The organism is Streptosporangium carneum, assembly GCF_027922005.1.
Lineage (GTDB): Bacteria > Actinomycetota > Actinomycetes > Streptosporangiales > Streptosporangiaceae > Streptosporangium > Streptosporangium carneum.
Genome location: NZ_BSEV01000020.1, coordinates 64968 through 90388, shown reverse-complemented (window position 1 = coordinate 90388; position 25421 = coordinate 64968). Strand labels below are relative to the sequence as shown.

Genomic DNA, 25421 nt, shown 5'->3' with positions numbered 1-25421 from the left:
CGGGAGAGACGATGGGCGACACCCGGACCAAACTGCTCGACGGCGCTCTGGAGACGTTGAGGACCCAGGGCATCGCGGGCGCTTCCGCGCGCTCCATCGCCACGACCGCCGGCGTCAACCAGGCGCTCGTCTTCTACCACTTCGGCAGCGTGGACGATCTTCTCACCGCCGCGCTCAGGCACGGAGCCGAGCAGCGGGTCGCCGTCTACCGCGAGCGCTTCGCCTCGGTCGGCTCCCTTCGCGAGCTGCTCGACCTCGGCAGGACCCTGCACGCCGAGGAGCGCGCCGCGGGGAGCGTCGCGGTGCTGGCCCAGATGCTGGCGGGCAGCCAGTCGGCTCCCCAGCTCGCTCCGGCGACCGCGGCGGGACTCGGTCTGTGGGTCGCGGAGGTCGAGGAGGTGCTCGGCAGGGTCCTGGCGGAGACCCCGCTGGCCGAGTTCGTCGACGTCGCGGGCCTGGCACGCGCGACCTCGGCCGCGTTCGTCGGCCTTGAGCTGTACGAGGGGGTCGACAGTGAGGGCACGGAACGGGCGTTCGACGCCCTGGAGCAGCTCGCCGTCCTGATGACGGCGCTGGAGGACATGGGCCCGGTGGCCCGTAGGGCCGTACGGAGCCGCCTGCGCAGGGCCGGTGGTTCCGCCCGCTCCGCCTCGCCCTGAACGGCCCGGCCGCCTGCTTCACGAGCACGCGCCGCGGGTCGTCGGCGTGCTCACCCGGCGTTTCGGAGACTCAAGGCGTCCGGCATCCCGTTCCGCAGGCCGGAGCACCATGAGCGGGCGCGGCGGCTCGGCGCGGTGCTGCACGTGCCGTACCTCATCTTCAACGAGGGCTACGCCAGCAGCGTCGGCTCCGACCTGCAGCGCGTGGAGCTGTCCCGCGAGGCGATCCGCCTGGCGCGGATGCTCCACGACCCGCTCCCCGACGAAGGCTCTCGACGCCGACGGGCGCCTGGCGGGACACCACCGTTTCAGGGGCGGCTGCCACCCTCTTCTGGGTGTCCCACGCTGTTGATATCGTCTGCCATTCCGGTGGGGCGGACATTTCACCGGCGGCGGATGGGGCGCACAAAAATTCAGGACATGACGACTCGAATCCACGATTCGGCCTTGCGAGTAACCCACTTACACGCCGACCGCTCCCCGCGGAATCAACAGGACCGAATCGCGGAAATCGTCGGGAGACTCCGATGATCTGTCGTAAATCGAAGCCGGAGCAGTGTCTCCGCTCTCCGGGAGCACGGTCGGCACGCCACCCCCGAACGCCGCACGACGCCGCTGCGACCACGTGTTTCGGCTGCTCTCCAGCCCCTTACATCACTTCCGCCACGATGTCACTACCTAGATCAACTCATTTACAAAAGACAAATGTGTTGATCCTCTAACTTTTGCCACCAGTTCCCTCCAGGCAATCTTGGCGGCGATCCTTTCTGCCGGAAAAGCATTTCCCGGCACCTCGAGGGGAAATTCGCGAGATTCAACGAAAACCCGGAGGAGAGAGCATGAATCGCGAAAGGAAAACGGGACGGCTCTTACGCAGGCTGGGAACGCCCGTGGCGTGCGCCCTGCTGGTCGCCCTGACCGGGACCACGCCGGCGAAGGCGAGCGCGGCAGAGGTGACCTGCGGCGGGACGGTGAGCGCCGACACCACCCTCACCGCCGACCTGACCTGCGTCGGCAGCGGGCTGCGAATCGACACCGACGGCGTGACCCTCGACCTGGGCGGCCACACCTTCACCGGCACGGGCCTCGCCGTACAGGCGGCGGAGGTGACCGTGAAGAACGGCAGGATCGTGGGAACGAGCGAGGTCGGCGTGTCCGTCCACCGCCCCGACTCCGACGACCGCGCCGGCGCGACGCTCTCCGACGTGCAGGTCGTCGGGAAGGACCCGGCGTCCGGCAGGACGCGGGTCCAGAACGCGACGCTGACGTTGACCGGGACGCCGAGCACCTGCGTCGCGGAGGGCCTTACCCTCCTGGCGGCCACCGCGACGGTCGAACAGTGCGCCGTGAGCCGGGACATCAGCGTCCAGGACTCGACAGGCGTGACGATCTCGTCGAGCAGGCTCTCCAACGGAAGACTGCTCACCGAGAGGTCGACCGGAGGCACCTACAACGGAACCGTCTTCGACGCCTTTCCGGTCACCGTCGGCGCGGGCTCGGGAGGCGACGTCTTCCAGGACAACGTCTTCAGGAACACCGAAACGGCTTTCGAGGTCAAGAGCGGCGGATCCCCGAGCCGGCCGGTCACCTTCAACGGAAACGTCTTCATGAACAACTCCGTCGGACTGCTCGGCGGCGACGGATTCGACGCCGCCACGGTGAAGGGCAACGTCTTCCACAGCAACCGGACGGTCGGGCTCCTGATCAACCAGAGCTCCGCCGCCGTCAACCCCAACCCGGTCGCCGACAACATCTTCTTCGCCAACGGCACCTCCCCCCGCAAGATCACCGACCTGGGCGGAAACACCGTCCGCGGCGGACTCCACGTCTTCACCGGCTCCACTCCTCAGCCCAGCCTCACCCTGGCCCGCAACACGGGTCTGGCCAACGGAGGGTTCCTCATCTGGGCCAAGCCCGGCTCGGTGGTGGACGGCGGCGGCAACCGGGGCCCCTGCGGCCCCCGCCCCAACCCAAGCCTCACCTGCGGCTGACCCTCCCGCCCCGACCTCGCGCGCATCCCTTCGAACGGCGCGACCCGGTGAACGTTCCCGTTCACAGCGTCAGGGGACCGACGACGCCGGCCGGCCGCCCTCGGCGGCCGGCCGGTTCGGCGCGTCGGGTCACGCGTCCTGGTCGGTGAGCGCCCGCCGCACGCGGGCCGTGAGGTCGGCCTGGTCGACGCCCGCCAGGGCGAGCGCGCGCGGCACGGTGCCGACCTGGGCCTGAAGGATCCCGAGCAGCAGGTGAACCGGCCCCAGGTCTTTCTTGCGGAACGCGGAGGCGAGACGGTCGAGCGCGCCCCTGGCCGACGCCCCCAGGCGTGCCGGAGGCTCAAGGGTTCTGTTCGGCCGCGGGAGGTCGAAGGCGGCAAGGGACACACCGGCCGCGCTCAGGCTCTGTTCGTACTCGCGGTCCAGCGCGTCGCGGATCGCCTGACGGTCGAGTCCGGCCGAGCCCAGGATCCGGCGGGTGCCGCTCTCCTGGTCGGCGGCGATCGCCAGCAGGAGATGGTGCGCCTCGATCGTCGGCGACCCGTCCTCCTGGGCCTCGCGTGCACCCTGCTCGATGATCGTCTGAAGGTATCTGTCGAAGGCGCTCATCGCCGGCGTCTCCCGAGTGTGACGCCGGTGGTGACGAGCCGCCCGGTCTGCTTGTCGGCCAGGGGTCCCGGCGTCGGCGCGTCGGCGGGCTCCCGGAAGGCGGGGATCTCAACGGCGAACATACAAGCAACCATAGTTGCCTAATGTCGAGTCGGTCAACCCAAGTTGCTTACCGCGCCCTGGCAGGCCTCGCCTCCACCCCCGCCGACACTCCCGCGACACCACCGGAACTCCATGGCGAGCCCGTGACGCGACTCGCCGCCGGCCAGGGCCCCCGACCGCGTCCAAGGACTTTCGTCTTTCGCCCCGCCGGATGTCGAGGACTCCGGCCATGCTCCGACCTCATCCTGTAGTCAACACACAGGAGAGCAGGAGAGTGAGTATGAGCACCCCGCGCATCGGTGTCGCCCTGCCCAGCTTCGGCCCCCACGCGGGTCCCGAAGCCATCGTGGCCGTGGCCCAGGCCGCGGAGCGACTCGGCTTCCACAGCGTCTCGGCGTCGGAACGGCTGCTGCTTCCCGCCGGGCCCGACTGGCGCAACGAGATGGGACTGCCCGAGACGTACGTCTGGGAGACGCTGGAGACGCTGACCTGGGCGGCCGCGCACACGCGGCGGATCCGCCTGGGAACCGGGATCGTCAACGCCCTGTTCCAGCCGCCGATCACGCTGGCCAGGCGGCTGGCCACGATCGACAGGCTGTCGGGCGGGCGGCTGGACGTCGGGCTCGGACAGGGCTGGCTGCCCGAGGAGTTCACCGCCTCCGGCGTTCCGGCGACGCGCAGAGGGGCGGGGTTCGAGGAGTACCTGGCCGCGCTGCGCGCGTGCTGGGGTCCCGACCCGGTCGAGCACGACGGCACGCACTACCGCATTCCCACCTCGACCGTCGGCCCGAAGCCGCTCAACGGGCTCCCGGTGTACATCGGCGCCCTGGCCCGGCCCGCCGTGGAACGGGCGGCCAGGATCGGCGACGGCCTCGTCACTGCGGTCAGGGACTGGGAGAGCAGCGCGACCGAGATCGGGTGGTACCGGCAGGCGGGCGGCGCAGGCCCCGTCATCCTGCGGATCGGCCACCCCTACGAGGGACCGGACACCACCGCGGAGACGTTCGTCCCGTCCGCGCTGGCGGACCTGAAGTCGGCCGCCGAGGTCGGAGCCGACGAGCTCCACTTCGAGCTGAACCTCGCCGGCGTCCACCCCGACCGCCAGATCGACCTGCTGGAGGCCCTGGCGAAGAACATCGCCTAGCGCCATACGCCTGAAATTCGCCGGGTGAATTCTCGCGGTGGCCGTACGCCTTCACCGGGTTCACGGTGTTTCCGGGCACTGGTACGGCGAGCGCCTACACGGGCGTGCTCGACGCCTTCGAACGGCGCGCGACCCGGTGAACGTTCTCGGTCACCGCACCGGCCCCGCCCGGCGTGGATCACACCGGCCTCCGCCGCCCCTGATCCACGATGAGACCGGGGCATGTCACCTTGTCGGCATGCCCCGCCTCTTCGGCGACAGCACCGGCCGGACCACCACCTCGAAAACCCGCTTCTTGCTGCCGACTTAATGCCAGGGTTCCTATGGAAAAGGTGGATGGGAGGTCGTCCTGGTTGCCGAGGTCGCCAACTGGAACGAACACACCGCTGGCGGAAAAGCGGTATGCCGAACACGTGGCGGAGTTGACTGGCAGGGAGTACGGATGAGCGGGGTCGACTGGAGGGAAGCGAAGCGGCGGGCCCGAGAGCGACGGCAGGCCGCTGGGCTGCCGGTGCGGTCCGAGGTCGAGAGGTCGGCCGCGATGGAGCGCCTCTCGGCGGAAGTCAGGGCGTACAGGCTCATGGAGATCAGGCACGAGCAGGCTCTGACCCAACGTGACGTGGCCGCCACCATGGGAGTCTCCAGCCCGAGGGTCTCAGCCATAGAGCACGGAGAGGTCGACCGCGTCGAGGTGGCGACCCTGCGTTCCTACGTCGAGGCTCTCGGTGGACGACTTCGCGTGGTGGCGGACTTCGGTGACGTCGAATACACGGTCGCCTAGTGCGACGTCACACACCTCCAACCCGTTGACCGCTCCACACCACACCGAAACATCCACTCGACATCCGTGACGACGGCGCGGTCCGCGCCGCGATCGCGCCGGAAAGCCACTCGGCGTTGTCCCGGTCGGCGTTCCGGGCTGACGCCGAGGTGCAGCGGACATGGGGAGGCCCAGAAGTCCTCCAGGCTGTCGCCGTACAGGTCCACGGGTGCGTACGTTCGGCTCACTTTCGCACCGTCTCTCGGGTCAGGTTCTCGCACAGCGTCCAAATCGCTTCCTGGTTACGCCGGTCGAGGGCGCTGGCCGGCCAGTCCGTACGGCGGCACCTCATGCTGAAATAGGCCCCGCTCACCCCCTCCACCTCAGCGCTGGAGGCCAGATGGACGCTGGAGCGGGCAGGCTTGCTCAGATCCCCGAAAAGCCGTGGCGCGGCCACTCGCAGCAGCGGGACGATCGGACGGTACACATAGGGGAACCCGGCCGCTCTCATCGACTGGTTCATCGGCGTGTGGCCGTGTCCCGGGTAGGCGACGTTGACCGTGACGCCGGTGCCGGCCACCTTCTCGGCGAAGCGCAGGCTCATCGCCATCAGCATCGTCTTGGTGTGGTTGTACTGGCTGAACGTCCATCCCAGATAGCGCCGCTCCGCCTGTAGGTTGTCCAGCTCGATCGGCCCGCCGGGAATGCCTCCGGTGAGATTGACGACCCGGCCCCTGAGCAGCGGCAGCAGGAGGTGGGTGAGCGTGAACGGCGTCAGCACATGGGCGGCGAAGGTGACCTCCACGCCGTCTTCGGTGAGGGTGCGGCGCGGCGGGCTCGCACCGACGTTGTTGACCAGCACGTCCAGCCGGTCACAGCGTTCGGCCACCCGCACGGCGAGTCCGACCACCTCACGCAGGCGAGTCACGTCCGCGACGATGGCCTCGACCTGGCCGCCGCCCGCACCGAGTTCGTCCGCCGCCTGTCGCGCGCGTACGGGATCGCGGCCGACCAGGATCACCCGAGCGCCGAGCGCGACCAGCCCGCGCGCCGTCTCCTTGCCGATCCCGCCGGTGCTGCCGGTGATCAGAACGGTCTTTCCACGCATGAGAGCCTCCACTTTGAGAGCGTTGCACAAAATATGTCACCAAGTGCCACTCAAGGCAACGAGTGTAGACTCTCCGGTCATGGAAGGTCTGCGGGATCGCACCAGGCGCGCGGTGCGGGCCGAGCTCGCCAGCCGAGCGCTGGAGTTGTTCGCCGAGCGCGGCTTCGACGAGACGACCGTCGACGACATCGCCGGGGCGGCCGGGATGTCCAAGCGCAGTTTCTTCCGCTACTTCTCGACCAAGGAGGACGCCCTCTTCGGAGAGCTCGAGACGATGGGAGAGCAGGTCGCCCAGGAGATCTCCGCACGACCGCCACAGGAGGGGCCCTGGGAGTGCCTGCACGCGGTGCTGCGCACCTGGGAGGCGCGGATCAACGCACAGGTCGACGTGACGCGGCTCGTCGAGTCCACTCCCGCGCTGCGCACCAGACTCCTGCACAAACGCGATGAGGCTCGCACCCACATCATTCGGGCCCTGACAGATCGCGGAGTGTCTCAGCTGGAGGCCGACCTGGCAGCGGCCGCCGCCGGGGCGGCCCTCGACACGGTGGCGCGCGAATGGCTGCGCGCCGACGGCTCCACCGATCGCCTGGCTCTGACGGACCGGGTCTTCGCCATGCTCCGCCCGGCGTTCCTGAGCTGAGCCGCGAACGGTTTCCCGAAAGCCGAACACACGTCTGAAGCCGACCCGCAAAGATCGCTGAGGCGTGACCCGTCCGGCCGAGTTCCCCGGTGACGGCGAACGCCTGTCGCCGGGGGCTCGGCTGGACGGCGGCGCGGCCCGTGCCACGATCGCGCCGGAAGGTTACTCCGGCACCGCCCCGGCAGGCGTTCCGAGCTGATCGACCTTGACGACGGCGGTGTCGTCGGGATCGAGCCGTCGCCCGTCCGCGGAGCGGACCTCCAGCGCGCGCAGGGGCCGCCCGCCCTGACGGTCGACCATCTCCGAATGCGGCTCGCCGGGCTCGAAGAAGTGCCCTTCGCCCCACTGTCGCAGCGCCACGATGACGGGGAAGAGGTCTCTGCCCTTCGGCGTCAGAACGTACTCGTGGTAGGAACTGCCGTCGGAGGCGGGGACGACGTCGAGGACTCCGCCGTCGACCAGGACGCGCAGACGCGCCGCGAGGATGTTCTTGGCGACGCCGAGGCCGCGTTGGAACTCTCCGAAGCGGCGGCTGCCGTCGAACGCGTCCCGCACGATCAGCAAGGACCACCAGTCGCCGATCGCGTCGACCGATCGCGCGACGGGACAGTCGCTGTCGTCGAAACGCGTCCGCCTCACCATGACACCCTCCCCGTTCACATCGGTTGCAACATGCTACCAAAATGATTACCGTCCATCTGGTAGCAAGTTGAAACCAATCCTCGGGAGGACGCCCAGTGGCCAGCGACGAGACCACGGCACCGCGGACCGCGGGCACGAACGAGGGGACTCCCGGCCTCGCGCTCCCCCGAGGCCTCACTCTGCTCTTCGCCGTCGCCTGTGGGAGCGCGGTGGCCAACGTCTACTTCGCGCAGCCCCTCCTGGTGACACTGGGCCGTGACTTCGCGATCAGCCCGGCGACGCTCGGCACCGTCGTCACCCTCACACAGCTCGGCTACGGGCTGGGGCTGTTCTTCCTCGTGCCGCTGGGCGACCTGCTCGACCGCAGACGCCTGGTCGTGACGCAGCTGCTCCTGCTGGCGGCGGCGCTGACGCTGGTCGGCACCGCCGCCGTCGCGGCACTCCTGCTCGCGGGCATGGCCGCCGTGGGACTCCTCGCGGTGGTGACCCAGACGCTGGTGGCCTTCGCCGCCTCGCTCGCCGCACCGGCGCGACGCGGACGCGTCGTCGGCCTCGTGACCGGCGGTGTGGTCATCGGCATTCTGCTCGCCCGCACCGTGTCCGGCCTCCTGGCCGACCTCGCGGGCTGGCGCTCCGTCTACCTCGCCTCGGCGGCCCTCACCTGCGTGCTCGCCCTGGCGCTGCACCGCGCCCTGCCGCCCCGCGACACCACCGCGCCGTCCATGAACTACGGCCGGCTCCTGCGCTCCACCCTCACCCTGTTCGCGCAGGAGCGCCTCCTCCGGCTCCGCGCCCTGTTCGCCCTGCTCCTCTTCGCCGCCTTCAGCACCCTGTGGAGCTGCGTCGCACTGCCGCTGAGCGCGCCTCCGCTGTCTCTGTCCCACACGGCGATCGGCGCGTTCGGGCTGGTGGGAGCCGTGGGCGCGCTGGCCGCGACCGTGGCCGGCCGCCTGAACGATCGCGGACTCTCCCAGCGGACCACCGGCGTCGGCCTGGCCCTGCTCGTCGCCTCGTGGCTGCCCCTGGCCTACGCCCGGCAGTCACTGTGGGCACTGGCGGTCGGCGTGATCGTCCTCGACCTCGCCGTGCAGGCGGTCCACGTCACCAACCAGAGCCTGATCTACGCGCTTCGCCCGGACGCGGGCAGCCGGTTGATCGGCGGCTACATGGTCTTCTACTCGCTCGGCAGCGCCTTCGGAGCCATCGCCTCGACCGCTCTGTACGCGGTGGCCGGCTGGGGCGCCGTGTGCGCGCTGGGAACCGTGATCAGCTGCCTCGCGTTCCTGCTGTGGGCAGGCACCCGGACCCGCACCCCGGCCCCGGACCCGGCCGCCGCCCGCTGAACAGGCCGGCCGTGGCCCCCGGCGGCAGGCGTCGGCGAGGTCGCCGAGGACGTCGGCTTCCCTGGCCGCCGACATGCCTGAGCCGACGACCCCGCGTCGGCAGGCGGCGTCCTTGCCTACCAGGGGGACTTGATGTCACCTGCCAGGACCTTCGCCGCGTTCTCGAGGTGCGTCTGGTTGAGCTTCTTGAGCTCCTCCAGAAACGCGGAGTGCTCAGCCATGATCTTCCGCTGGGCGTCCGCGTTGGCGGTCCGCCGGGCTCCGTAGTAGTCCGTCTCCAGGCGACACCTGTGGTCGGCCGTGGCCACGGCGATCTCGGCCGGAGTGCCGCGAGGTCCGGGACTCTCCTCCTTCGCGGTCGACGCCCACCGAGGGTCGCCCTGCGCGTCCGAGGGGGTGGCGTAGTCGAATCCGGCCCGCTTCATGCAGCCGCTCCACACCCGCTCGGCGTCTCGCATACGGCTGTCCTTGTAGGCGCGATCGGCGGCGTCGGCCGCGAAGGTCCCCACCCGGCCCTCCTCGAAGGAGTACCACGACCGGACGGGACCTTTCCCGGCAAGAACGGCCTCGACGCTGCCGCCGCATCCCCCCACGGGCACGGTCTTTCCGTGAAACTTCCGGACCTTCCCATCCAGAACACGGTACTGATCGTCGGTGACGGTGACCGAATAAACGCCGTCAGAGGCCACCACCGCTTCCTCCCACGCTCCGGGGCGACCGGCGTATCCGTATTTCTCCACCTGCAGCTCGCCGAGCCAGCCGAGATAGTTTCCGTTCTTCGGGTACGTTATCGGCTCGGTCGGCGGCACCTCCACGCTCAGCCCGAAGGTCTTCATGCATTTGTTCACCAGCATGAAACGGGCCCGGCGCACCACCGGAAGTTGGGTCGGCGTCAGATCGTACTCGTCCAGGGGAAGCGTCAGGTCGACGGAGGGACGAGGAACGGAAACGGCCGCGTTCCCCTTCTCACCCGCAGCGCCGGTTTCCTTTCCTTCGGTGGCGTCGAAAACACAGCCGGTCACAACGACGGCGACGGCCAGAGCGGTCACCGAACAACGCAGGATTCTCGGCATCCTCACATCCTCACTCCATGATGATCATGAGAAGCCCAGAATGCCCGTTTTCTCGCTTGGTGACAGCGAAACAGGATTTCTCCCGTGCACGAACGCTGAACGCTCGGAACCGACACGAACGCCGGACGCCTGGAACCGGTGAGCCCTCGCCGCACCGAGAAAGCACGGCCGACGCGACATACGACGTTTTCCCGACGGCCTTTCGAGGAGCCCCGCCCTGGACGACGGAGACCTCGGCCGTCACCGAGGTCTCCACATCGTCGAAGGCGGACTCAGAAGTCGAACTCGCCCTTCTTCGCCCCGTCGATGAAGGCGTCCCACACACTCGCGCTCACCACAAAGGGAGCCTGCCCAGGAGCCTCCGTGTCCCGCAGCCCCACCCGACCACCCGACAACGGAGCCACCTCAAGGCAGTCTCCTTGGTCGGACCCGCTCTTGGTGGCCTTGCGCCAGACAGCGGTCTTCAGCTCGTCGCTCAGGTCCACAGTCTCTCCGCCTCTCTGATCAACGCGATGGAAACAGGCTGAGGGTGCGCCTCGGCTCGCAGGGTGTCGTATCTGCTGTGGATGAGCTCCACGTCTTCCGGACGATCCGACACATGTCCATGGGCCGCAGATTGGATATATACCGAATCCGGCCTTCTCGGAAGCCGCGCGATCACGAAACCGCCGAGGATTCCGGTCGTCACCCCCAGCGCCGTGGGAACGATCTGGAGGCCGATCCGCGGGGACTCTATCGCCTCCACAAGGCGTTCGAGCTGCCGACGCATGACTTCCTTTCCACCGATGGGACGATGAAGAACGCCTTCGTCCAGAATCGCGCGGAAAAGGGGCGGGATGGCGCGGGCGAAGATCTCCTGTCGCTTCATCCGTGCCGCTACGGCCTTCTCCACCTGCTCGTCGGTGATGCCGGGCTCGCCTCTGATGACCAGCCGGGCGTACTCCTCGGTCTGCAGCAGGCCAGGCACGACGAGCGGCTGCCAGGTGTGCAGGCTCCGCGCCTGCTGCTCGACGTCCAGCCAGGTGCGGAACCAGCGAGGACTGGCCGCGTGGGTGAGCTCCTCCCACAGGCGGACCAGCTCGCCGCCCGCCTCGATGGCGTTGTCGTAGCGCTGCATGAAGTTTCGGCTCGGCGTGCGCTCGCCTCTTTCGATGAAACCGACCAGGCTCTGGCTGAACTGGGTGATTTCCGCCACCTGGTCCTGCGTCAGGCCGAACTCTTTCCTGCACCGACGCATTTCGGTTCCCAGGGTGACCAGAGGCTTAGCCAACGGGTCAGATTTGGATAACGCGGACATTTCAACTCCATCCGTCGGGGGAATCGCCGCTCCGTCAGCACAGCAGCACAGTTTCAGCACACTTCAGCACACGCAGCACAAACTGTAGTGGCAATGTGTTGCGGCTTTCGATACCTAACGTAGCCGGTCAGGGGCACGCTGTGAAGTGAGCGAGGAGGAAAGGGAGCCTCTTCGGAGGGGTTCCGTCATGCATATAGCGCGGCAACTCCAACTTCGCCGGAAAAAACGCTGGCCCTGTCCGAATAAAGGAGGAAAAAGGTGTGGGACGAGGTCTGGAAAAGGCGTTTTGTTCCCGGGGCGTTCGCGGATCAGCAGGTCAGGGAGATGTCACCGCTCCGTAAGCCTGGCGAGCACGGCAGCGGACACCTCACGCTGCCGGGCACCGGTACACGCCACCCCCAAAGCACATGATCACCAGGACCTGTCCTCCCCGAGAGGGAGACCACGGGAGGAGAACGTGACATGACCTGGCACGAGAACCCGGCACGGTACGGCGGACGCCACCGGCGCGGCGAGCCCGTGACGCAGGTCCGTCCCCGGCGCTGGGACACGGTCAACCGGCAGCGCGCCGAGGAGCTGGACCTAGCCGAGGACGAATGGGCCATCTGGTACGGCGTGGGCACCCGGTGCTTCCACGCCGTGGCCCACTGGCCCACCTCCGATCTCCTGACCGTCCAGGCCCCCACCGCCGAGGAACTGGAGGCACTGATGCGCGAGGCCGAACAGACCGCCCCGCCCCGGACCTCGCCACCTCCGGATGACCGACCGCCCCAGCTCCCACATCCTCCGGCGGACCGACCGCCCCCGCCCCCATCCCCGTCGGACCGGTCCGGCCGGGCCTTCTCCCCCGTCGTTTCCACCCCGCCTCTCCCCGGAGGAGCCGTGCCCGAGACGCCGAACGGCCTGCGCGCCGCGTGCTGGGACCCGCCGTACGACCCGTCGGCGATCGGCGAGGTCCGCCGCGCGGTGCGGGAGACCCTGACCGCGTGGGCGCTCGCGTACCTCGCCGACGATGTCGTCCTGGTGGTCGGCGAGCTGCTCGCCAACGCGGTCACCTACGGCGAGCCCCCGGTCAGGCTCTCCCTGTGGGCCGGAGCGGGCGAGCTGTCCGTCCGGGTCACCGACCACGGCCCCGACCAGCCCCGTCACCTCGACCTCGGGGTCGAGGCGGTCCACGGCCGTGGCCTGACCATCGTGGACGCCCTCGCCGACGACTCCGGCACCGCCCCGCTCCCGGACGGCCCCGGCAAGGCGGCCTGGGCCCGCTGGCGGCTCACCGCCGTGGCGGGGCGGCCGGACGCCACAGGCCGGGAAGACCACCGCACACCCGACCACACGCCCGGCCGCGCACCCGACCATGCACTCGGCCTTGCACCCGAGCCCACACCCGACCGTGCCTCGCGATCGAACCTCGACCGATAACGAGCCGGTTTCGGATCCCGTCCGGCATTGCCTCGCCGGAAAAATCCCTCTAAATCCTCTTAAATGCAAGAAGTACGCGTGCGGGAACGGCGGCTGGGCCGCACGGTGTGGGCGACGGCTGCGGCGGCGCTGACGGCCGGTCTGGTGGTCGGCCTCGGGGCCCGGCTGTTGATGCGCGCGATCGTGCTCGCCATCGGCGTGGACAGCGGCTTCTCCCTGGCGGGAACGGTGGCGATCGTTGTGACCTTCGCCGTCCTCGCCGTTCCGGCCGCCGCCACCGCGACCGCGCGCCCGGCCCTCAGGCGCGGCGGCCGATGGGCGACCACGGCGGTCACCGGGTGGCTCGCGGTCAGCACCGGATTCGGAGACCCCAAGTCCCTCCTGCTGGCCGACGAGGAGTGGCTGCCGCTGCTCGCGGCGCTGACCGTGGCCTTCGCCGTGCTGGTGGCGGCGCACGGGTGGCTCGCGCAGTGGACGGCCCGCCGCCTGGCGCTCGCCGACGACAGCCGCGACTCCCCACCGGTCACCCCCAGACCTCAGCAATAGCCGCCAAAGCCGCAATATGCCGTTTGACCTGCACTGATGCCGAACGTCAACTACCCTTCGCAGTCGATGTTCAACAATCGGTAAAGAGGGTGGTCATGGGGCGGCGACGGGTCGTGGTCGCGATCGTGGGGGCGGGGGCGGTCGCCGCCGCGGGGGTGGTGCTGTCGTTCCTGCCCGCCGAGCGGGGGCCGCGTGCGGCGCGGGCGGCGGGGACGGCGGTGTCCACGCCCGCACCCGCGGACCCGTTGACCGGCGCGGAGATCGAACGAGCCGAGGCGGTCGCCTCGGCGGTCTCGCGGCAGGCCATGTCGTCGGGGCGGGTCAGGCTGCTCTACGTCGAGCGCGGCGACGACAAGGACCCCGGAGGCTCCGGGGACGGCTGGGAGGGCGGGAGCTCAGACGGGGGGCACCGGCTCGCCGAGGCGTACCTGTACGACTACGGCACCGACACCCTCACCGTGCGGACCGTCGACCTCGCCGGCGGCAGGGTCGTGAAGGAGACCGTCTCGCACGGCGTGCAGCCGCCGCCGTCCAAGGCCGAGGAGCTGACGGCCGCCGAGCTGCTGCTGGCCCACTCGAAACTCGGGGAGGGCGTACGGCGCGCCTACGCCCTGGTCGCGGGCGGGCCGCCCCGGTCGGCGTCGGACCTCGGACTGCGGGGGCTGATCTTCACCCCGTCACAGGAGGAGGGCGGAGCCGCCACGCGGTGCGCGACCCACCGGTGCATGCGGCTGTTCGTCCGCCTGCCCGGCGGCAGATGGCTGGACACCAGCCGGATCGTCGTCGACCTGTCCGCCAAGAAGATCCACGTCCTGGAGTGGTGACCGTGTTCCTCCTGCCGCCCCTCATGCGCTTCTTCGCCTTCCTCCTTCCCCTGGCCGTCGGCTCTCCCCCGGGCCTCCGCGCCCTTCCTGTGGGCTCGCGCGCCGCCTCCGGTCCCCGGCGTCTGCGCGTCGTGCTCGCTCTGGCCCTGTGCTGCGCGACGGCCTTCCCCGGGGCCGGGATCGCGGGCGCCGTCGCGGGCACCACGGTCACCCGGGGCGCGCAGGCGGCTCCGACGCCGCCGTGCAGCGCGTCGTACCGGGTGGACAGGACCCTGCCGAACGGCGCGCGCTGGCGGCTGTGCTGGGAGATGCGCAACATCGAGGGGCTGACCCTCGGCAGAGTGGTCTACACCCCCAGGGGCGGCACGCCGGTCAGCGTGCTGCGCAGCGCCGCGCTGGCCCAGATCCACGTGCCCTACGACAAGGGCAGCCCCCGCTTCCACGACATCGGGGCGATGGGCTACACCGCGATCCCGTTGCAGGCCGCCGACTGCCCGGGAGGCGAGCGTCGCGAGCAGTTCGTCTGTGTGACGACCAGGCCTCGCGGCCACGCCTACCTGAAGTCGGACGAGGAGGGGTCGGGCCGGACCGCCCAGGGCAGCGACCTGGTGGTGTTCGCCGCCTTCCAGCTGGGCTGGTACACCTACATCGTCGAATGGGCCTTCTCCGACGACGGCGCGATCGCCCCGCGCGTGGGCGCGACCGGCTCGCTGGCGGGGTTCACCACCACGCCCAGACACGGCTGGCCGATCGGCGTGGGAAGCAAGCACTTCGAGGCGAGCCACACCCACAACGTCTTCTGGCGTCTGGACTTCGACATCCAGGGCAGGACGGGCGACGTCGTCGAGCAGTACGACTTCACGGGCGCGGGCACGGCCAGGCGCACGATCAAGCGCACGGTCCTCACCCGGGAGACCAGGGCCGTCAACGGACGGGCCCGCTGGTGGCGCGTGGTCGACCGCCGGATCCGCAACGCCGACAGGCACCCCGTCTCCTGGGAGATCGAGAACTCCGGCAGCGCGGAGTACCGCGGCCCGGCGAACGAGGCCTTCACCCGCGCCGACCTCTACGTCACCGACTACCGCTCCTGCGAACGCCTGGCGACCACCAACCCCGCTCCCCGGTGCGCCAAATCCGTCGACCGTTACGTCAACGGCGAGAGGCTCACCGATCCCGTGCTGTGGGTCAACGTCGACTACCACCACGTCGCCCGCGACGAGGACAGCGACCCCATGCCGACCCACTGGCAGGGCTTCCGGATCACCCCTCGCGACGTCACCGCCCGCAACCCCTACTGACTCCCCACCGGTGTCTCCTCTGTCCGCTCTGTCCAGGACCGCTGGAGGGCGAGACGGCGTTCCTGGAGCAGACGACGCTCCCGGAGCACATGGTTCTCCTGGAAGTGGGTGATCCGCAGGATGACCGCGGCCTGCAGGATCGCCGCGACCACCGTGGGAAACAGGAAGAAGGCGTTGAGCAGGATCGAGGCGGCAAGGCCGCGATGGCCGGGGGCGGCGAACGTCCACGTGCTCAGCCACGTCATCCCGTTCGCCAGCAGCCACAGGATCCACCAGGCCCAGACCAGCCCGGAGTGCGTCTCCCTGGCGATGTTCCCACCGCGCACGCCGCCCGGCCTGGACGACGCCCAGATGTCGTCCACGATCTGCTTGGGGAGCCAGCAGTTGACGACCGGAACGAACCAGCCCACCAGGATGAAGGTCTTGAGCCAGCGGTGAGGGACCCGGGTCAGCGACTGGGCGTTCAGACGTGCCTGCAGCAGCCAGAACATGAAGGTCATCCCGGCGGGAGCGCTGGTCGACAGATGCAGCAGGATCAGCAGCCAGTCCAGGACGGTGTCCGCGCTCATGCCGGACTCCTCGGCGAGGATCCTGGACGCGGCGGCGAGAGTGGGTCCCGCCAGCATGATTGCGATCTCGGCCAGAACGTCCACGAACAGCGCGACGAGCGCCACGACGGCGAGGTCCACGAGGCGCTCCAGCGGCCGAGGCTCCGGGACGAACACGAACGACCGGGAGGAGCGCTGGTTGAAGGGAGGCGAGACCCACGACCGCGAGGTCGGCACAGGGGACGGCGGATCAGACGGAGGATCAGGAGGCGGCGGGTGCGGGACCGTTCCCGCTCCGGTGCGCACGAGCGCGGGTCCAGGCCGGGGGGCGAGGGCCGGCCTCGGTTCCGGTCCGGGATCCTGGTCGGGTTCGGCGTCCTGCTCGGACTCGGCGTCCTGATCGCCCTCGGCGTCCTGCTCGGGCTCGGGCTCCTGGTCGGGTTCGGCGTCCTGGTCGGGCTTGGAAACCGGCTCTGACTCGGGATCGGAAACGGCGGGCTCTGGCCGGACGGGCTTGGGGGGCGGGGTGGTTGAGTCCATTTGCTGCCTTAGTGTGGCTGATTTCGCCGCGCGCCGAACAATCCGGCTCCATCCGCTCCCCGTCGCCTGGAAACGCCTGTCGCACACTGCTCCGCCCTCGCCGGTTCTCCGTCCGGACCATCTGTGAAGGCGGCCCGGAGACGGCGCCGGGCAGGCGGCGCTCCGCCCTGTCGAAGCGGCGGGCGTCGGGCCGGAGAAAGAGGCGGTGAAGTGCGCGAACGCGTCGTCGTCCTCCGTATGATCAACGGGATCAGCAGGCAGTGTTTCCGTAACGCCCAATGACAACAAACGGGATTTTTCCCCCTACGTATCCGCACATTTTCACGACACGCATGGTGATAGCGGACAAGGGCATGGGTGGTAACGCCCGGGTAGGGCAGGGTTAGGGGATACCGATCTACGGGAGTGATCCATGAACGCGGACTTGGACCTGGAGCGGCTCGCGGGCGGAGCGCACCACGATCCGCATTCGATCCTGGGCGCGCACCCGGGGCCGGGGGGCGTGACCATCAGGACGTTGCGGCCGCTCGCGGAGAAGGTCCAGGTCGTGGTGGACGATCACGCCCATGACATGGAGCACGTGGCCCACGGGGTGTTCGCGGTGACGCTCACCGGGCTGGACAAGGTTCCCGACTACCGCTTCCGGGTCGCCTACCAGGGAGCCGAGCCGTACGAGATGGCCGACCCGTACCGGCACTGGCCCACGTTGGGCGAGGTGGACCTGCACCTGATCGGCGAGGGACGCCACGAGCGGCTGTGGGAGGTGCTCGGCGCGCGGGTCATGCGGCACGAGGACGTGGAGGGCACGGCCTTCGCCGTGTGGGCGCCGAACGCGCGGGGCGTCCGGGTGATCGGCGACTTCAACCACTGGGACGGCACGGCCCACCCGATGCGCTCGCTGGGCAGGTCCGGCGTGTGGGAGCTCTTCGTCCCCGGCCTCGGGGAGGGCGACCACTACAAGTTCCACGTGCTCGGCGCCGACAGCGTGTGGCGGGCCAAGGCCGACCCGATGGCCAGGCGCACCGAGGTGCCGCCCGCGACGGCCTCGGTGATCGAGAGGTCGGCCTACGAATGGGGCGACGAGGAGTGGATGCGACGGCGCGCGAACGCCGACGCGCTGAAGGAGCCGATGAGCACCTACGAGGTGCACCTCGGTTCGTGGCGGCCCGGGCTCTCCTACCGTGAGCTGGCCACCGAGCTGGTCGACTACGTGGTCGACATGGGGTTCACGCACGTGGAGTTCCTGCCTGTCGCCGAGCACCCGTTCGGCGGTTCGTGGGGCTATCAGGTGACGTCCTACTACGCGCCGACGGCCCGTTTCGGCAGCCCCGACGACTTCCGGTACCTGGTCGACCGCCTGCACGAGGCGGGCGTCGGCGTGCTGGTCGACTGGGTGCCCGCACACTTCCCGATGGACGACTGGGCGCTGGCCAGGTTCGACGGGACACCGCTCTACGAGCACGCGGACCCGGCCAGGGGCGAGCACCCGGACTGGGGAACCTACGTCTTCGACTTCGGCCGCAGGGAGGTGCGCAACTTCCTGGTGGCCAACGCGCTGTTCTGGCTGCGCGAGTTCCACATCGACGGGCTGCGCGTGGACGCGGTCGCCTCGATGCTCTACCTGGACTACTCCCGGCGCGAGGGCGAGTGGACGCCGAACGAGTACGGCGGGCGCGAGAACCTCGACGCGGTCGAGTTCCTCAAGGAGATGAACATGGTCTCCTACCGCGACCAGCCGGGGATCATCACCGTGGCGGAGGAGTCGACCGCCTGGCCCGGGGTCTCCAGGCCCGTACACCTGGGCGGGCTCGGCTTCGGGTTCAAGTGGAACATGGGGTGGATGCACGACACCCTCGCCTACCTCAGGCACGAGCCGGTCTTCCGGCAGTACCACCATCACCAGATGACGTTCTCGCTGATGTACGCCTACTCGGAGAACTTCGTGCTGCCGCTGTCGCACGACGAGGTCGTGCACGGCAAGGGGTCGCTGCTCGGCAAGATGCCCGGTGACGAGTGGCAGCGGTTCGCCAACCTGCGCGCGCTGTTCGCCTTCATGTGGGCCCACCCCGGCAAGCAGCTGCTGTTCATGGGCGGGGAGTTCGGCCAGGGGTCGGAGTGGTCGGAGAGCAAGGGCCTCGACTGGTGGGTGCTCGACTTCGACGGGCACAAGGGGGTCCAGCGGCTGGTCCGGGACCTCAACCGGATCTACCGGGAGACCCCCGCGTTGTGGACCCTCGACGCCACCCCCGACGGCTTCCGCTGGATCGACGCCGACGACGCGCAGGGCAACGTGTTCTCCTTCCTGAGGTACGCCCCTGACGGGTCGGCTGTGGCCTGCGTGGTCAACTTCTCCGGCGCGCCCCACGAGGAGTACCGTCTGGGCCTGCCCTCCAGCGGCACGTGGGAGGAGGCGCTCAACACCGACGCCTACGACTACGCGGGCAGCGGGGTCGGCAACCTGGGCGCGGTCGAGGCGGTCGAGGAGCCCATGCACGGCCTGCCGTACTCCGCCCGGCTGCGGGTGCCGCCCCTGGGCGCCGTCTGGCTGCGGCAGAGCGCGACCTCCGTTCCCGTGGAGACCGTGACGGGCGCGCGCGCCGAGGCGGACGCCGCGACAGGAAAGGTCGCCTCGGGGAAGGCCGGGGGTGAGTCCGGAACCGGCACGGGCGCGACGCCGGATCTGGCCGGGGCCGCGATCGCCGCCGGAGCGGACGCCGCTTCGCCTCGCGTCGCCGCTCGCCGCATCGGCGCTCCCGGTTCCGACAGGCCCGGTACGGGCGAGTCCGGTTCCGACAGGCCCGGTGCGGGCGGGTCCGGTGGACGCGCACGCTCGGAGGTGCGTCCGACGGGAGCCTCTTGACCGATCTTCCGAACAGGAGTGTCAACAGGGGCCGATAAATTTTTCACATCGGTCCAGGCCGGTCACGCGGGGCGTGACCGGCCCTTTTTCCTGCTCGGCGGGCTTCCGGGGGTCTCCAGGAAACCTTAAATCCGCCTTATATCGGTCAGCGAGCCATTGACCGTCCGGGAACGACAACCTACGCTCTGGAAACTAATAGGAAACTTTCCTATGAATTCGGGGGCTAGGAACTCTTTGACCTGGAGCGACCCTTGCGACGAATCACCATCGGCTCCTTGATTGCAGCGACAGCGCTGCTCGTCCCCATTGGAATAGGGATGAGCACCGCGAGCGCGGCCACTTCCGCCACCGCGACTTACACCACCACGTCCGACTGGGGCTCAGGCTTCCAGGGCAATGTCACCGTGAAGGCCGGATCGACTGCTCTCAGCAGCTGGAAGGTCGAATTTGACCTCCCCGCGGGCAAGTCGATCGCCTCCGCGTGGGACGCCGACCTGACCAAGAGCGGCAACCACTACACCTTCGTCAACAAGTCGTGGAACGGAGCTCTGGCCGCGGGGGCCTCGGTGAGCTTCGGTTTCACCGGCTCGCCCGGCGGAGTGTCCGGAGTGCTGGACTGTAAGCTCAACGGCGCTTCCTGTGACGGCGGCAGCAACCCCACTCCGACGCCGACCGTGACGCCGACCAACTCGCCGTCGCCGACGGTGACGCCGACCACCTCGCCCTCACCGACGGTGACGCCGACCACCTCGCCGTCGCCGACCGTGACGCCGACGATCGAGCCGACCGGCAACGGCGGCAAGAAGGTCGTGGGCTACTTCACCGAGTGGGGCGTCTACGGCCGCAACTACCACGTGAAGAACCTGGTCACCAGCGGCACCGCGCCGAAGCTGACCCACCTGCTGTACGCCTTCGGCAACACCGCGGGCGGCCGCTGCGCGATCGGCGACTCCTACGCCGACTACGAGAAGGCCTACACCGCCGACCAGAGCGTCGACGGCGTCGCCGACACGTGGGACCAGCCGCTGCGCGGCAACTTCAACCAGCTTCGCAAGCTGAAGAAGGCCTACCCGAACATTAAGATCATCTACTCCGTCGGTGGCTGGACCTGGTCCGGCGGCTTCACCCAGGCCGCGGCCAACCCGGCCGCGTTCGCCGACTCCTGCTACAAGATGGTCGAGGACCCGCGCTGGGCTGACGTCTTCGACGGCATCGACGTCGACTGGGAGTACCCCAACGCCTGTGGCCTGACCTGTGACACCAGCGGCCCCGACGCCTACAAGAAGGTCGTCTCCGCGCTGCGCGCCAAGTTCGGCTCCAGCGCCCTGGTCACCTCGGCGATCACCGCCGACGGCTCCGACGGCGGCAAGATGGACGTCGCCGACTACGCCGGTGGCGCCCAGTACCTCGACTGGATCATGCCGATGACCTACGACTTCTTCGGCGCCTGGGACGCCAAGGGCCCGACGGCTCCGCACTCGCCCCTGACGACCTACAACGGCATTCCGAAGGAGGGCTTCAACTCCGTCGCCGCCGTTGAGAAGCTGAAGGGCAAGGGCGTTCCCGCCAGCAAGATCCTGCTCGGCATCGGCTTCTACGGCCGCGGCTGGACCGGCGTGACCCAGGCGACTCCGGGCGGCACCGCCACCGGCGCGGCCCAGGGCACCTACGAGGCGGGCATCGAGGACTACAAGGTCCTCAAGACCAAGTGCCCCTCCAACGGCACCATCGCCGGCACGGCCTACGCCTTCTGCGGCGGCAACTGGTGGAGCTACGACACCCCCGCCACCATCAGCAGCAAGATGGCCTGGGCCAAGGGCCAGGGTCTGGGTGGCGCGTTCTTCTGGGAGACCAGCGGCGACACCCCGAACGGTGAGCTCATCACTGCGCTCGCCAACGGACTCAAGTAATATTTCGGACACTCGGCCCTCCGTGCGCGTCACGCCGCGGGGGGTCGAGCCATGTCCGGGAGACATACGTGAGCCGTATGCGACACGAGGCGTATGTGAACTGTGTCGGAGAAGATCCTCAAAATCCGGAACGGGGTATTCACCGGGCAGAGATCACTGCTTAGACTCCGTATCGCCTGATCGACCGCCCGGAGCTGTCCTATCCCCCCGGAGGACGTGTGCGACTTCGAGCCCTCGTGGCCCTCGTGATCGTGCTCACCATCACCCCTGTCGCACCCGCCCTCGCCGAGGAGCAACCCGGCGGCCAGACAGGCCAGACAGCACAGACCACTCAGGCGACCGGCTCGCAGACGCCCCCGACGGACGCCCCGGAGCCCGCGCAGCCGGACCCCGCGGCCTCTCCGGCCCCGAAGCTGGAGGTGGGACTCGACGCCGACGAGGACGGCGCGAGGGTCATCGTCGAGGTGACCGCTCCGGCCCAGGCCGCCCCCGTCGCCGGTGAGGCGCAGGCACTGCCCGGGGCCGACGTCGTGCTCCAGCCCGAGGACACCTCCTTCATCGTCGTGCAGGGCACCGGCGACTCGCTCGCCGAGCTCGCCAAGGACCCCCGGGTGGTCTCGATCCGCCGCGACCGCACCTACTTCCCGACCTCCCTGGCCTCCGGGCTGCGGCTGATCGGCGCCGACCGGGCCCACGCGGAGGGCGCGGACGGCAGGGGCAGGACGATCGCGGTCATCGACACCGGGATCGACAGGGACCACCCCGCGCTGGGCGGCAAGGTCGTGCGGGAGTTCTGCTTCTCCGCGACGGACAACGGCGCGAAGTCGCTGTGCCCGAACGGCCAGGAGACGGACGACTCCGACGACTCCGCCGACGCCCGGACCGCCGCCTGCCTGGAGGGCTCGACCAACCTGTGCGAGCACGGCACCCACGTGGCGGGCATCGCGCACGCCGTCGCGCCCGGGGCCGACATCGTGGCGTTCCAGGTCTTCAGCCGTCTGGACGACTGCCCCGGCGGCGGCTCCTGCCTGACCGCCTACGAGTCCTCGCTCCTGCTCGCGCTCGACCGCGTCGCGGAGCTGAAGGACACCGTTCCAGGCCTCGTCTCGGTCAACCTCAGCCTCGGCGGCGGCCTCTACGACGGGAACTGCGACGGCGAGCCCGAGGTCCAGGCGATGAAGGAGCGGATCGACACGCTGCGCGCCAAGGGCGTCGTGACCGTCGCCGCCGCGGGGAACGAGGGCGGCCCCGGCGCGGGAGCCCCCGGATGCCTCTCGGGCGCGGTGACCGTGGGGGCGACCGACGACGCCGACCGCGTCGCCGACTGGTCGAACCACGGTCCCGTGCTCGACCTCTTCGCCCCCGGCGTCGACGTCGACTCCTCGGTGCCCGACGGCGGCACCGAGATCTACAGCGGAACCTCGATGTCCACCCCGCACGTCACCGGGGCGCTGGCCGTACTGGCCCAGAAGGCCGCGGAGACCGCCCCCGACAGCGCCGCCACCGCCCCCGACACCCTCGTCGGCAGGCTCACCGCGGCGGGTCGCCCGATCGTCTACGACGGGGTCACCACACCCCGCCTCGACCTGTACGGCGCGCTCACCGGAGCCGCCCCCTCGCCGCCCGTGACCCAGTCGCCCGACCCGGATCCGGACGAGTCCACCCCGGAGGATCCCGGCGACGACTCCCCCGACGAGGACCCGGCCCCCACCCCGAGCCCCGAACCCGGCTCCCTCGCCCCGCCCCCCGGGCCGACGCAGGCCCCGGCGCCGATCCCGCTGCCGACGGTGACCGTCACGGTGACCGTGACCGCGTCCCCGACTCCGGCCGCGACCGCCCCCGCGGCCTCCGCGGCGGTGTGCACCAGAGGGAAGTCGAAGAAGACGCTGAGCGCCGCGCGCTGGGCCGTCGAGGTCGGCCGGGGCAAGGGAACCCTGACGGACGCGACGCTCAAGTGCTACCTCGGCATGACGAGCAAGGCCAGCAGGGTCTTCTCCGAGCTCACCGGCGTCTCCACGCTGGCCGCCGCCCAGCGGGTGCTCAAGCCCGCCAAGAAGACCAAGCGGGCGAAGTTCGAAAGCGAGCTGCTGGCCGCGTGGCTGAACTGGGCGCACGGCGGGGTCAACTTCACCGCCAGGGTCACGGGGACGTCCACGGTCAAGAACACCCTGACCACTGCGGAGGACCGCCGCCTGCGGGGAGCGTTCCCCTCCGGTTCGGTCTCGCTGCTGAGAAAGCACATCAACGCCCGCCGTACGGCATGAGCCGGAAGACGAGGCGAGCTCGGGATGTGCCGTTCGGAGCGTCTCATCCCCGGATACGTCGCTTAGGGTGAGAGCATGGACGCGACCAAGGTGATCATCGACACCGTCGACCGGTTCCGGCAGCGACGCACCGCTCCACTGGTCCTTGAACTCGACCTCACCGAGGGGCTGACCGAAGGTCCTCCCGCCGACCCGCTGGGCGCGCTCCTGTCCATGCGCAAGACGCGCCTGGCCGACGTGCTGTCCGGGCTGCGGCGCGCCAGGAAGGACGACAGGGTCAAGGCGCTGATCGTCAAGATCGGCGCCCAGCCGCTCGGCCTGGCGACCGTGCAGGACCTGCGGCACGCCGTGGCCCAGTTCAGGGCCTCGGGCAAGCTGACGGTCGCGTTCGCCGAGACGTTCGGCGAGTTCGGCGCGGGCACCCTGCCCTACTACCTGGCCACCGCCTTCGAGCGGGTCTACCTTCAGCCCTCCGGCGACGTCGGCCTGACCGGCGTCTCGATGGAGCAGCGTTTCCTGCGCGGAGCGCTCGGCAAGCTCGGTGTGGAGTACCAACTCGGCCAGCGGCACGAATACAAGACCGCCGCCAACGCCTTCACCCAGGACCACATGACCGACGCCCATCGCGAGTCGATGAGCCGGATCACCGAGTCGGTCACCGAGCAGGTCGTCGCGGGCGTCGCGGAGGGGCGCGGCCTGGAGCCCGCCAAGGTGCGCGAGCTCGTCGACCAGGGCCCGTTCATCGGCGCCGAGGCGGTCGAGGCCGGGCTGGTCGACAGGATGGCCTACCGCGACGAGGTCTACGACGAGGTCAAGCGGGCCGCGGGCGAGGACGCGCTGCTGCTCTACGTCGGCCGCTACGCCAAGGGGCAGATCACCGGCAAGCTCCCGCACCCCGGCGCCCAGACGGTCGCGCTGGTTCACGGCAACGGCCCGATCCGCCTCGGCCGCAGCGGGCGCAGCCCCCTGGGCGGAGGCGGGGCGATGGGCTCGGACACCGTCTGCGCCGCTCTGCGCGCCGCCCGGCGCGACGACCACGTCAAGGCCGTCGTCTTTCGGGTGGACAGTCCCGGCGGCTCCTACGTGGCCTCGGACGCCATCTGGCGCGAGGTCGTCCTCACCCGCAAGGCGGGCAAGCCGATCATCGTCTCGATGGGCGACGTGGCGGCTTCCGGCGGCTACATGGTCTCGATGGCCGCCGACGCGATCGTGGCCCAGCCCGGCACGCTCACCGGCTCCATCGGCGTGTTCGGTGGAAAGGCCGTCATCGGCGGGCTGCTGGAGAAGCTCGGCGTGTCCTCCGAGACGGTCGGCGAGGGCGCGAACGCCGGGATGTTCTCCCCGACGAACGCCTTCTCCGAGGCCCAGTGGGCACGGGTCAACGCCTGGCTCGACCGGATCTACGACGACTTCGTGAACAAGGTGGCCGAAGGCCGCGGCCTGACGCGCGAGCGCGCCCACGAGCTGGCCAGGGGCCGGGTCTGGACCGGCGCGGACGCCCACGAGGGCGGGCTGGTCGACGAGCTCGGCGGCCTCGAGGACGCCCTGGCCCTGGCCCGCCAGAAGGCCGGCCTGCCCGCGGACGCCCCGGTGCGCGGCTACCCCAAGCTGAACCCCCTTGAGCGTCTGCGCCCCGTGGACTCCAGCGAGGACAGGGCCGCCGCGCTGGCCAGGGTCCGTCTGGAGGCCTGGGGCCCGCTGGCCCACCTCGCCACCGAGCTCGGCCTGCCGTCCTACGGCCCCCTCATGCTCCCCGGCTCCTGGACGATCCGCTGACCGCTCCCGGCTCCCGGCCGACTCGCTGACGCCGGTCGGCCGCCCGCTCCCGTCCTCGCCGC

The 25421-nt window shown here is 69.8% G+C and carries 24 protein-coding genes; 16 read left to right on the top strand and 8 right to left on the bottom strand.

Annotated features, from left to right (window positions below; genetic code table 11):
- The first annotated feature begins 11 nt into the window (after positions 1–11).
- From PKF00_RS31825 to PKF00_RS31820, 3 genes are all read left to right on the top strand, one after another.
- Positions 12–659: a TetR/AcrR family transcriptional regulator gene (locus tag PKF00_RS31825; RefSeq protein WP_271221391.1), complete on the top strand. Its 648-nt coding sequence runs from the start codon at positions 12–14 to the stop codon at positions 657–659.
- Between the two features lie 135 nt (positions 660–794).
- Positions 795–1190 carry a DUF6596 domain-containing protein gene (locus PKF00_RS44540; RefSeq protein WP_309298455.1) on the top strand — a complete coding sequence of 132 codons (396 nt, stop codon included), beginning with the start codon at positions 795–797 and terminating at the stop codon, positions 1188–1190.
- A gap of 308 nt (positions 1191–1498) precedes the next feature.
- The gene (locus PKF00_RS31820; RefSeq protein ID WP_271221390.1) at positions 1499–2650 is read left to right on the top strand and encodes a right-handed parallel beta-helix repeat-containing protein; all 1152 of its coding nucleotides are present in this window, start codon (positions 1499–1501) and stop codon (positions 2648–2650) included.
- Positions 2651–2779: 129 nt separating this feature from the next.
- Here PKF00_RS31820 and PKF00_RS31815 read toward each other — a convergent pair whose 3' ends face one another.
- Together PKF00_RS31815 and PKF00_RS31810 are read right to left on the bottom strand one after the other, a co-directional pair.
- Positions 2780–3259, bottom strand: coding sequence for a Clp protease N-terminal domain-containing protein (locus PKF00_RS31815; protein WP_271221389.1), 480 nt, complete (start codon positions 3257–3259; stop codon positions 2780–2782).
- On the bottom strand, positions 3256–3381 hold the full coding sequence (locus tag PKF00_RS31810) for a hypothetical protein (RefSeq protein WP_271221388.1): 126 nt from the start codon (positions 3379–3381) through the stop codon (positions 3256–3258). Before PKF00_RS31810 ends, PKF00_RS31815 begins: the two co-directional genes overlap by 4 nt.
- Before the next feature lie 260 nt (positions 3382–3641).
- On the opposite strand from PKF00_RS31810, the gene PKF00_RS31805 reads away from it, so the two are divergent.
- Both PKF00_RS31805 and PKF00_RS31800 read left to right on the top strand, forming a co-directional pair.
- Positions 3642–4505, top strand: a complete 864-nt coding sequence (locus PKF00_RS31805) for a TIGR03619 family F420-dependent LLM class oxidoreductase (protein WP_271221387.1) — start codon at positions 3642–3644, stop codon at positions 4503–4505.
- A 442-nt stretch (positions 4506–4947) separates the two neighbouring features.
- Entirely contained in the window at positions 4948–5286 is a 339-nt protein-coding gene (locus PKF00_RS31800) for an XRE family transcriptional regulator (protein WP_271221386.1), read from the top strand.
- A 223-nt stretch (positions 5287–5509) separates the two neighbouring features.
- Here PKF00_RS31800 and PKF00_RS31795 read toward each other — a convergent pair whose 3' ends face one another.
- Entirely contained in the window at positions 5510–6373 is an 864-nt protein-coding gene (locus PKF00_RS31795) for an SDR family NAD(P)-dependent oxidoreductase (protein ID WP_271221385.1), read from the bottom strand.
- A 79-nt stretch (positions 6374–6452) separates the two neighbouring features.
- On the opposite strand from PKF00_RS31795, the gene PKF00_RS31790 reads away from it, so the two are divergent.
- Positions 6453–7016: a TetR family transcriptional regulator gene (locus PKF00_RS31790; protein WP_271221384.1), complete on the top strand. Its 564-nt coding sequence runs from the start codon at positions 6453–6455 to the stop codon at positions 7014–7016.
- Positions 7017–7178: 162 nt separating this feature from the next.
- Here the strand turns inward: PKF00_RS31790 and PKF00_RS31785 are convergent, their stop codons facing one another.
- On the bottom strand, positions 7179–7658 hold the full coding sequence (locus tag PKF00_RS31785; RefSeq protein WP_271221383.1) for a winged helix-turn-helix transcriptional regulator: 480 nt from the start codon (positions 7656–7658) through the stop codon (positions 7179–7181).
- A gap of 95 nt (positions 7659–7753) precedes the next feature.
- Here PKF00_RS31785 and PKF00_RS31780 point away from each other — a divergent pair, with 95 nt between their 5' ends.
- Positions 7754–9001 carry an MFS transporter gene (locus PKF00_RS31780; RefSeq protein ID WP_271221382.1) on the top strand — a complete coding sequence of 416 codons (1248 nt, stop codon included), beginning with the start codon at positions 7754–7756 and terminating at the stop codon, positions 8999–9001.
- A gap of 116 nt (positions 9002–9117) precedes the next feature.
- Here the strand turns inward: PKF00_RS31780 and PKF00_RS31775 are convergent, their stop codons facing one another.
- The 3 genes from PKF00_RS31775 to PKF00_RS31765 form a co-directional block, all read right to left on the bottom strand.
- A complete protein-coding gene (locus tag PKF00_RS31775) occupies positions 9118–10074 on the bottom strand; it encodes a hypothetical protein (RefSeq protein WP_271221381.1) in 957 nt (318 codons plus the stop codon).
- Positions 10075–10346: 272 nt separating this feature from the next.
- A complete protein-coding gene (locus PKF00_RS31770) occupies positions 10347–10559 on the bottom strand; it encodes a DUF397 domain-containing protein (RefSeq protein ID WP_271221380.1) in 213 nt (70 codons plus the stop codon).
- The gene (locus PKF00_RS31765; RefSeq protein WP_271221379.1) at positions 10550–11371 is read right to left on the bottom strand and encodes a helix-turn-helix domain-containing protein; all 822 of its coding nucleotides are present in this window, start codon (positions 11369–11371) and stop codon (positions 10550–10552) included. The genes PKF00_RS31770 and PKF00_RS31765 overlap by 10 nt, the downstream gene beginning before the upstream one ends.
- Positions 11372–11833: 462 nt before the next feature.
- Between PKF00_RS31765 and PKF00_RS31760 the strand changes: the two genes are divergently transcribed.
- The 4 genes from PKF00_RS31760 to PKF00_RS31745 all read left to right on the top strand — a co-directional run bounded on the left by PKF00_RS31760 (position 11834) and on the right by PKF00_RS31745 (position 15461).
- Complete coding sequence (locus tag PKF00_RS31760; RefSeq protein WP_271221378.1) at positions 11834–12793, top strand: ATP-binding protein; 960 nt, start codon at positions 11834–11836, stop codon at positions 12791–12793.
- 63 nt (positions 12794–12856) lie between these two features.
- Positions 12857–13339: a hypothetical protein gene (locus tag PKF00_RS31755; protein ID WP_271221377.1), complete on the top strand. Its 483-nt coding sequence runs from the start codon at positions 12857–12859 to the stop codon at positions 13337–13339.
- Positions 13340–13434: 95 nt separating this feature from the next.
- Positions 13435–14163 carry a hypothetical protein gene (locus PKF00_RS31750; RefSeq protein WP_271221376.1) on the top strand — a complete coding sequence of 243 codons (729 nt, stop codon included), beginning with the start codon at positions 13435–13437 and terminating at the stop codon, positions 14161–14163.
- On the top strand, positions 14160–15461 hold the full coding sequence (locus PKF00_RS31745) for a copper amine oxidase (RefSeq protein ID WP_271221375.1): 1302 nt from the start codon (positions 14160–14162) through the stop codon (positions 15459–15461). The genes PKF00_RS31750 and PKF00_RS31745 overlap by 4 nt, the downstream gene beginning before the upstream one ends.
- On the opposite strand, the gene PKF00_RS31740 is transcribed toward PKF00_RS31745, so the two are convergent.
- On the bottom strand, positions 15455–16246 hold the full coding sequence (locus PKF00_RS31740; RefSeq protein WP_271221374.1) for a DUF4328 domain-containing protein: 792 nt from the start codon (positions 16244–16246) through the stop codon (positions 15455–15457). The genes PKF00_RS31745 and PKF00_RS31740 overlap by 7 nt on opposite strands.
- Before the next feature lie 39 nt (positions 16247–16285).
- Here PKF00_RS31740 and PKF00_RS31735 point away from each other — a divergent pair, with 39 nt between their 5' ends.
- From PKF00_RS31735 to sppA, 5 genes are all read left to right on the top strand, one after another.
- Positions 16286–16486 carry a hypothetical protein gene (locus tag PKF00_RS31735; RefSeq protein ID WP_271221373.1) on the top strand — a complete coding sequence of 67 codons (201 nt, stop codon included), beginning with the start codon at positions 16286–16288 and terminating at the stop codon, positions 16484–16486.
- A gap of 475 nt (positions 16487–16961) precedes the next feature.
- Positions 16962–19409: a 1,4-alpha-glucan branching protein GlgB gene (gene glgB / locus PKF00_RS31730; RefSeq protein WP_271221372.1), complete on the top strand. Its 2448-nt coding sequence runs from the start codon at positions 16962–16964 to the stop codon at positions 19407–19409.
- 275 nt (positions 19410–19684) lie between these two features.
- Positions 19685–21319 carry a glycosyl hydrolase family 18 protein gene (locus PKF00_RS31725; protein ID WP_271221371.1) on the top strand — a complete coding sequence of 545 codons (1635 nt, stop codon included), beginning with the start codon at positions 19685–19687 and terminating at the stop codon, positions 21317–21319.
- 218 nt (positions 21320–21537) lie between these two features.
- Positions 21538–23583, top strand: a complete 2046-nt coding sequence (locus tag PKF00_RS31720) for a S8 family peptidase (RefSeq protein WP_271221370.1) — start codon at positions 21538–21540, stop codon at positions 23581–23583.
- 75 nt (positions 23584–23658) lie between these two features.
- Positions 23659–25359, top strand: a complete 1701-nt coding sequence (sppA, locus tag PKF00_RS31715; RefSeq protein WP_271221369.1) for a signal peptide peptidase SppA — start codon at positions 23659–23661, stop codon at positions 25357–25359.
- Positions 25360–25421: the final 62 nt, after the last annotated feature.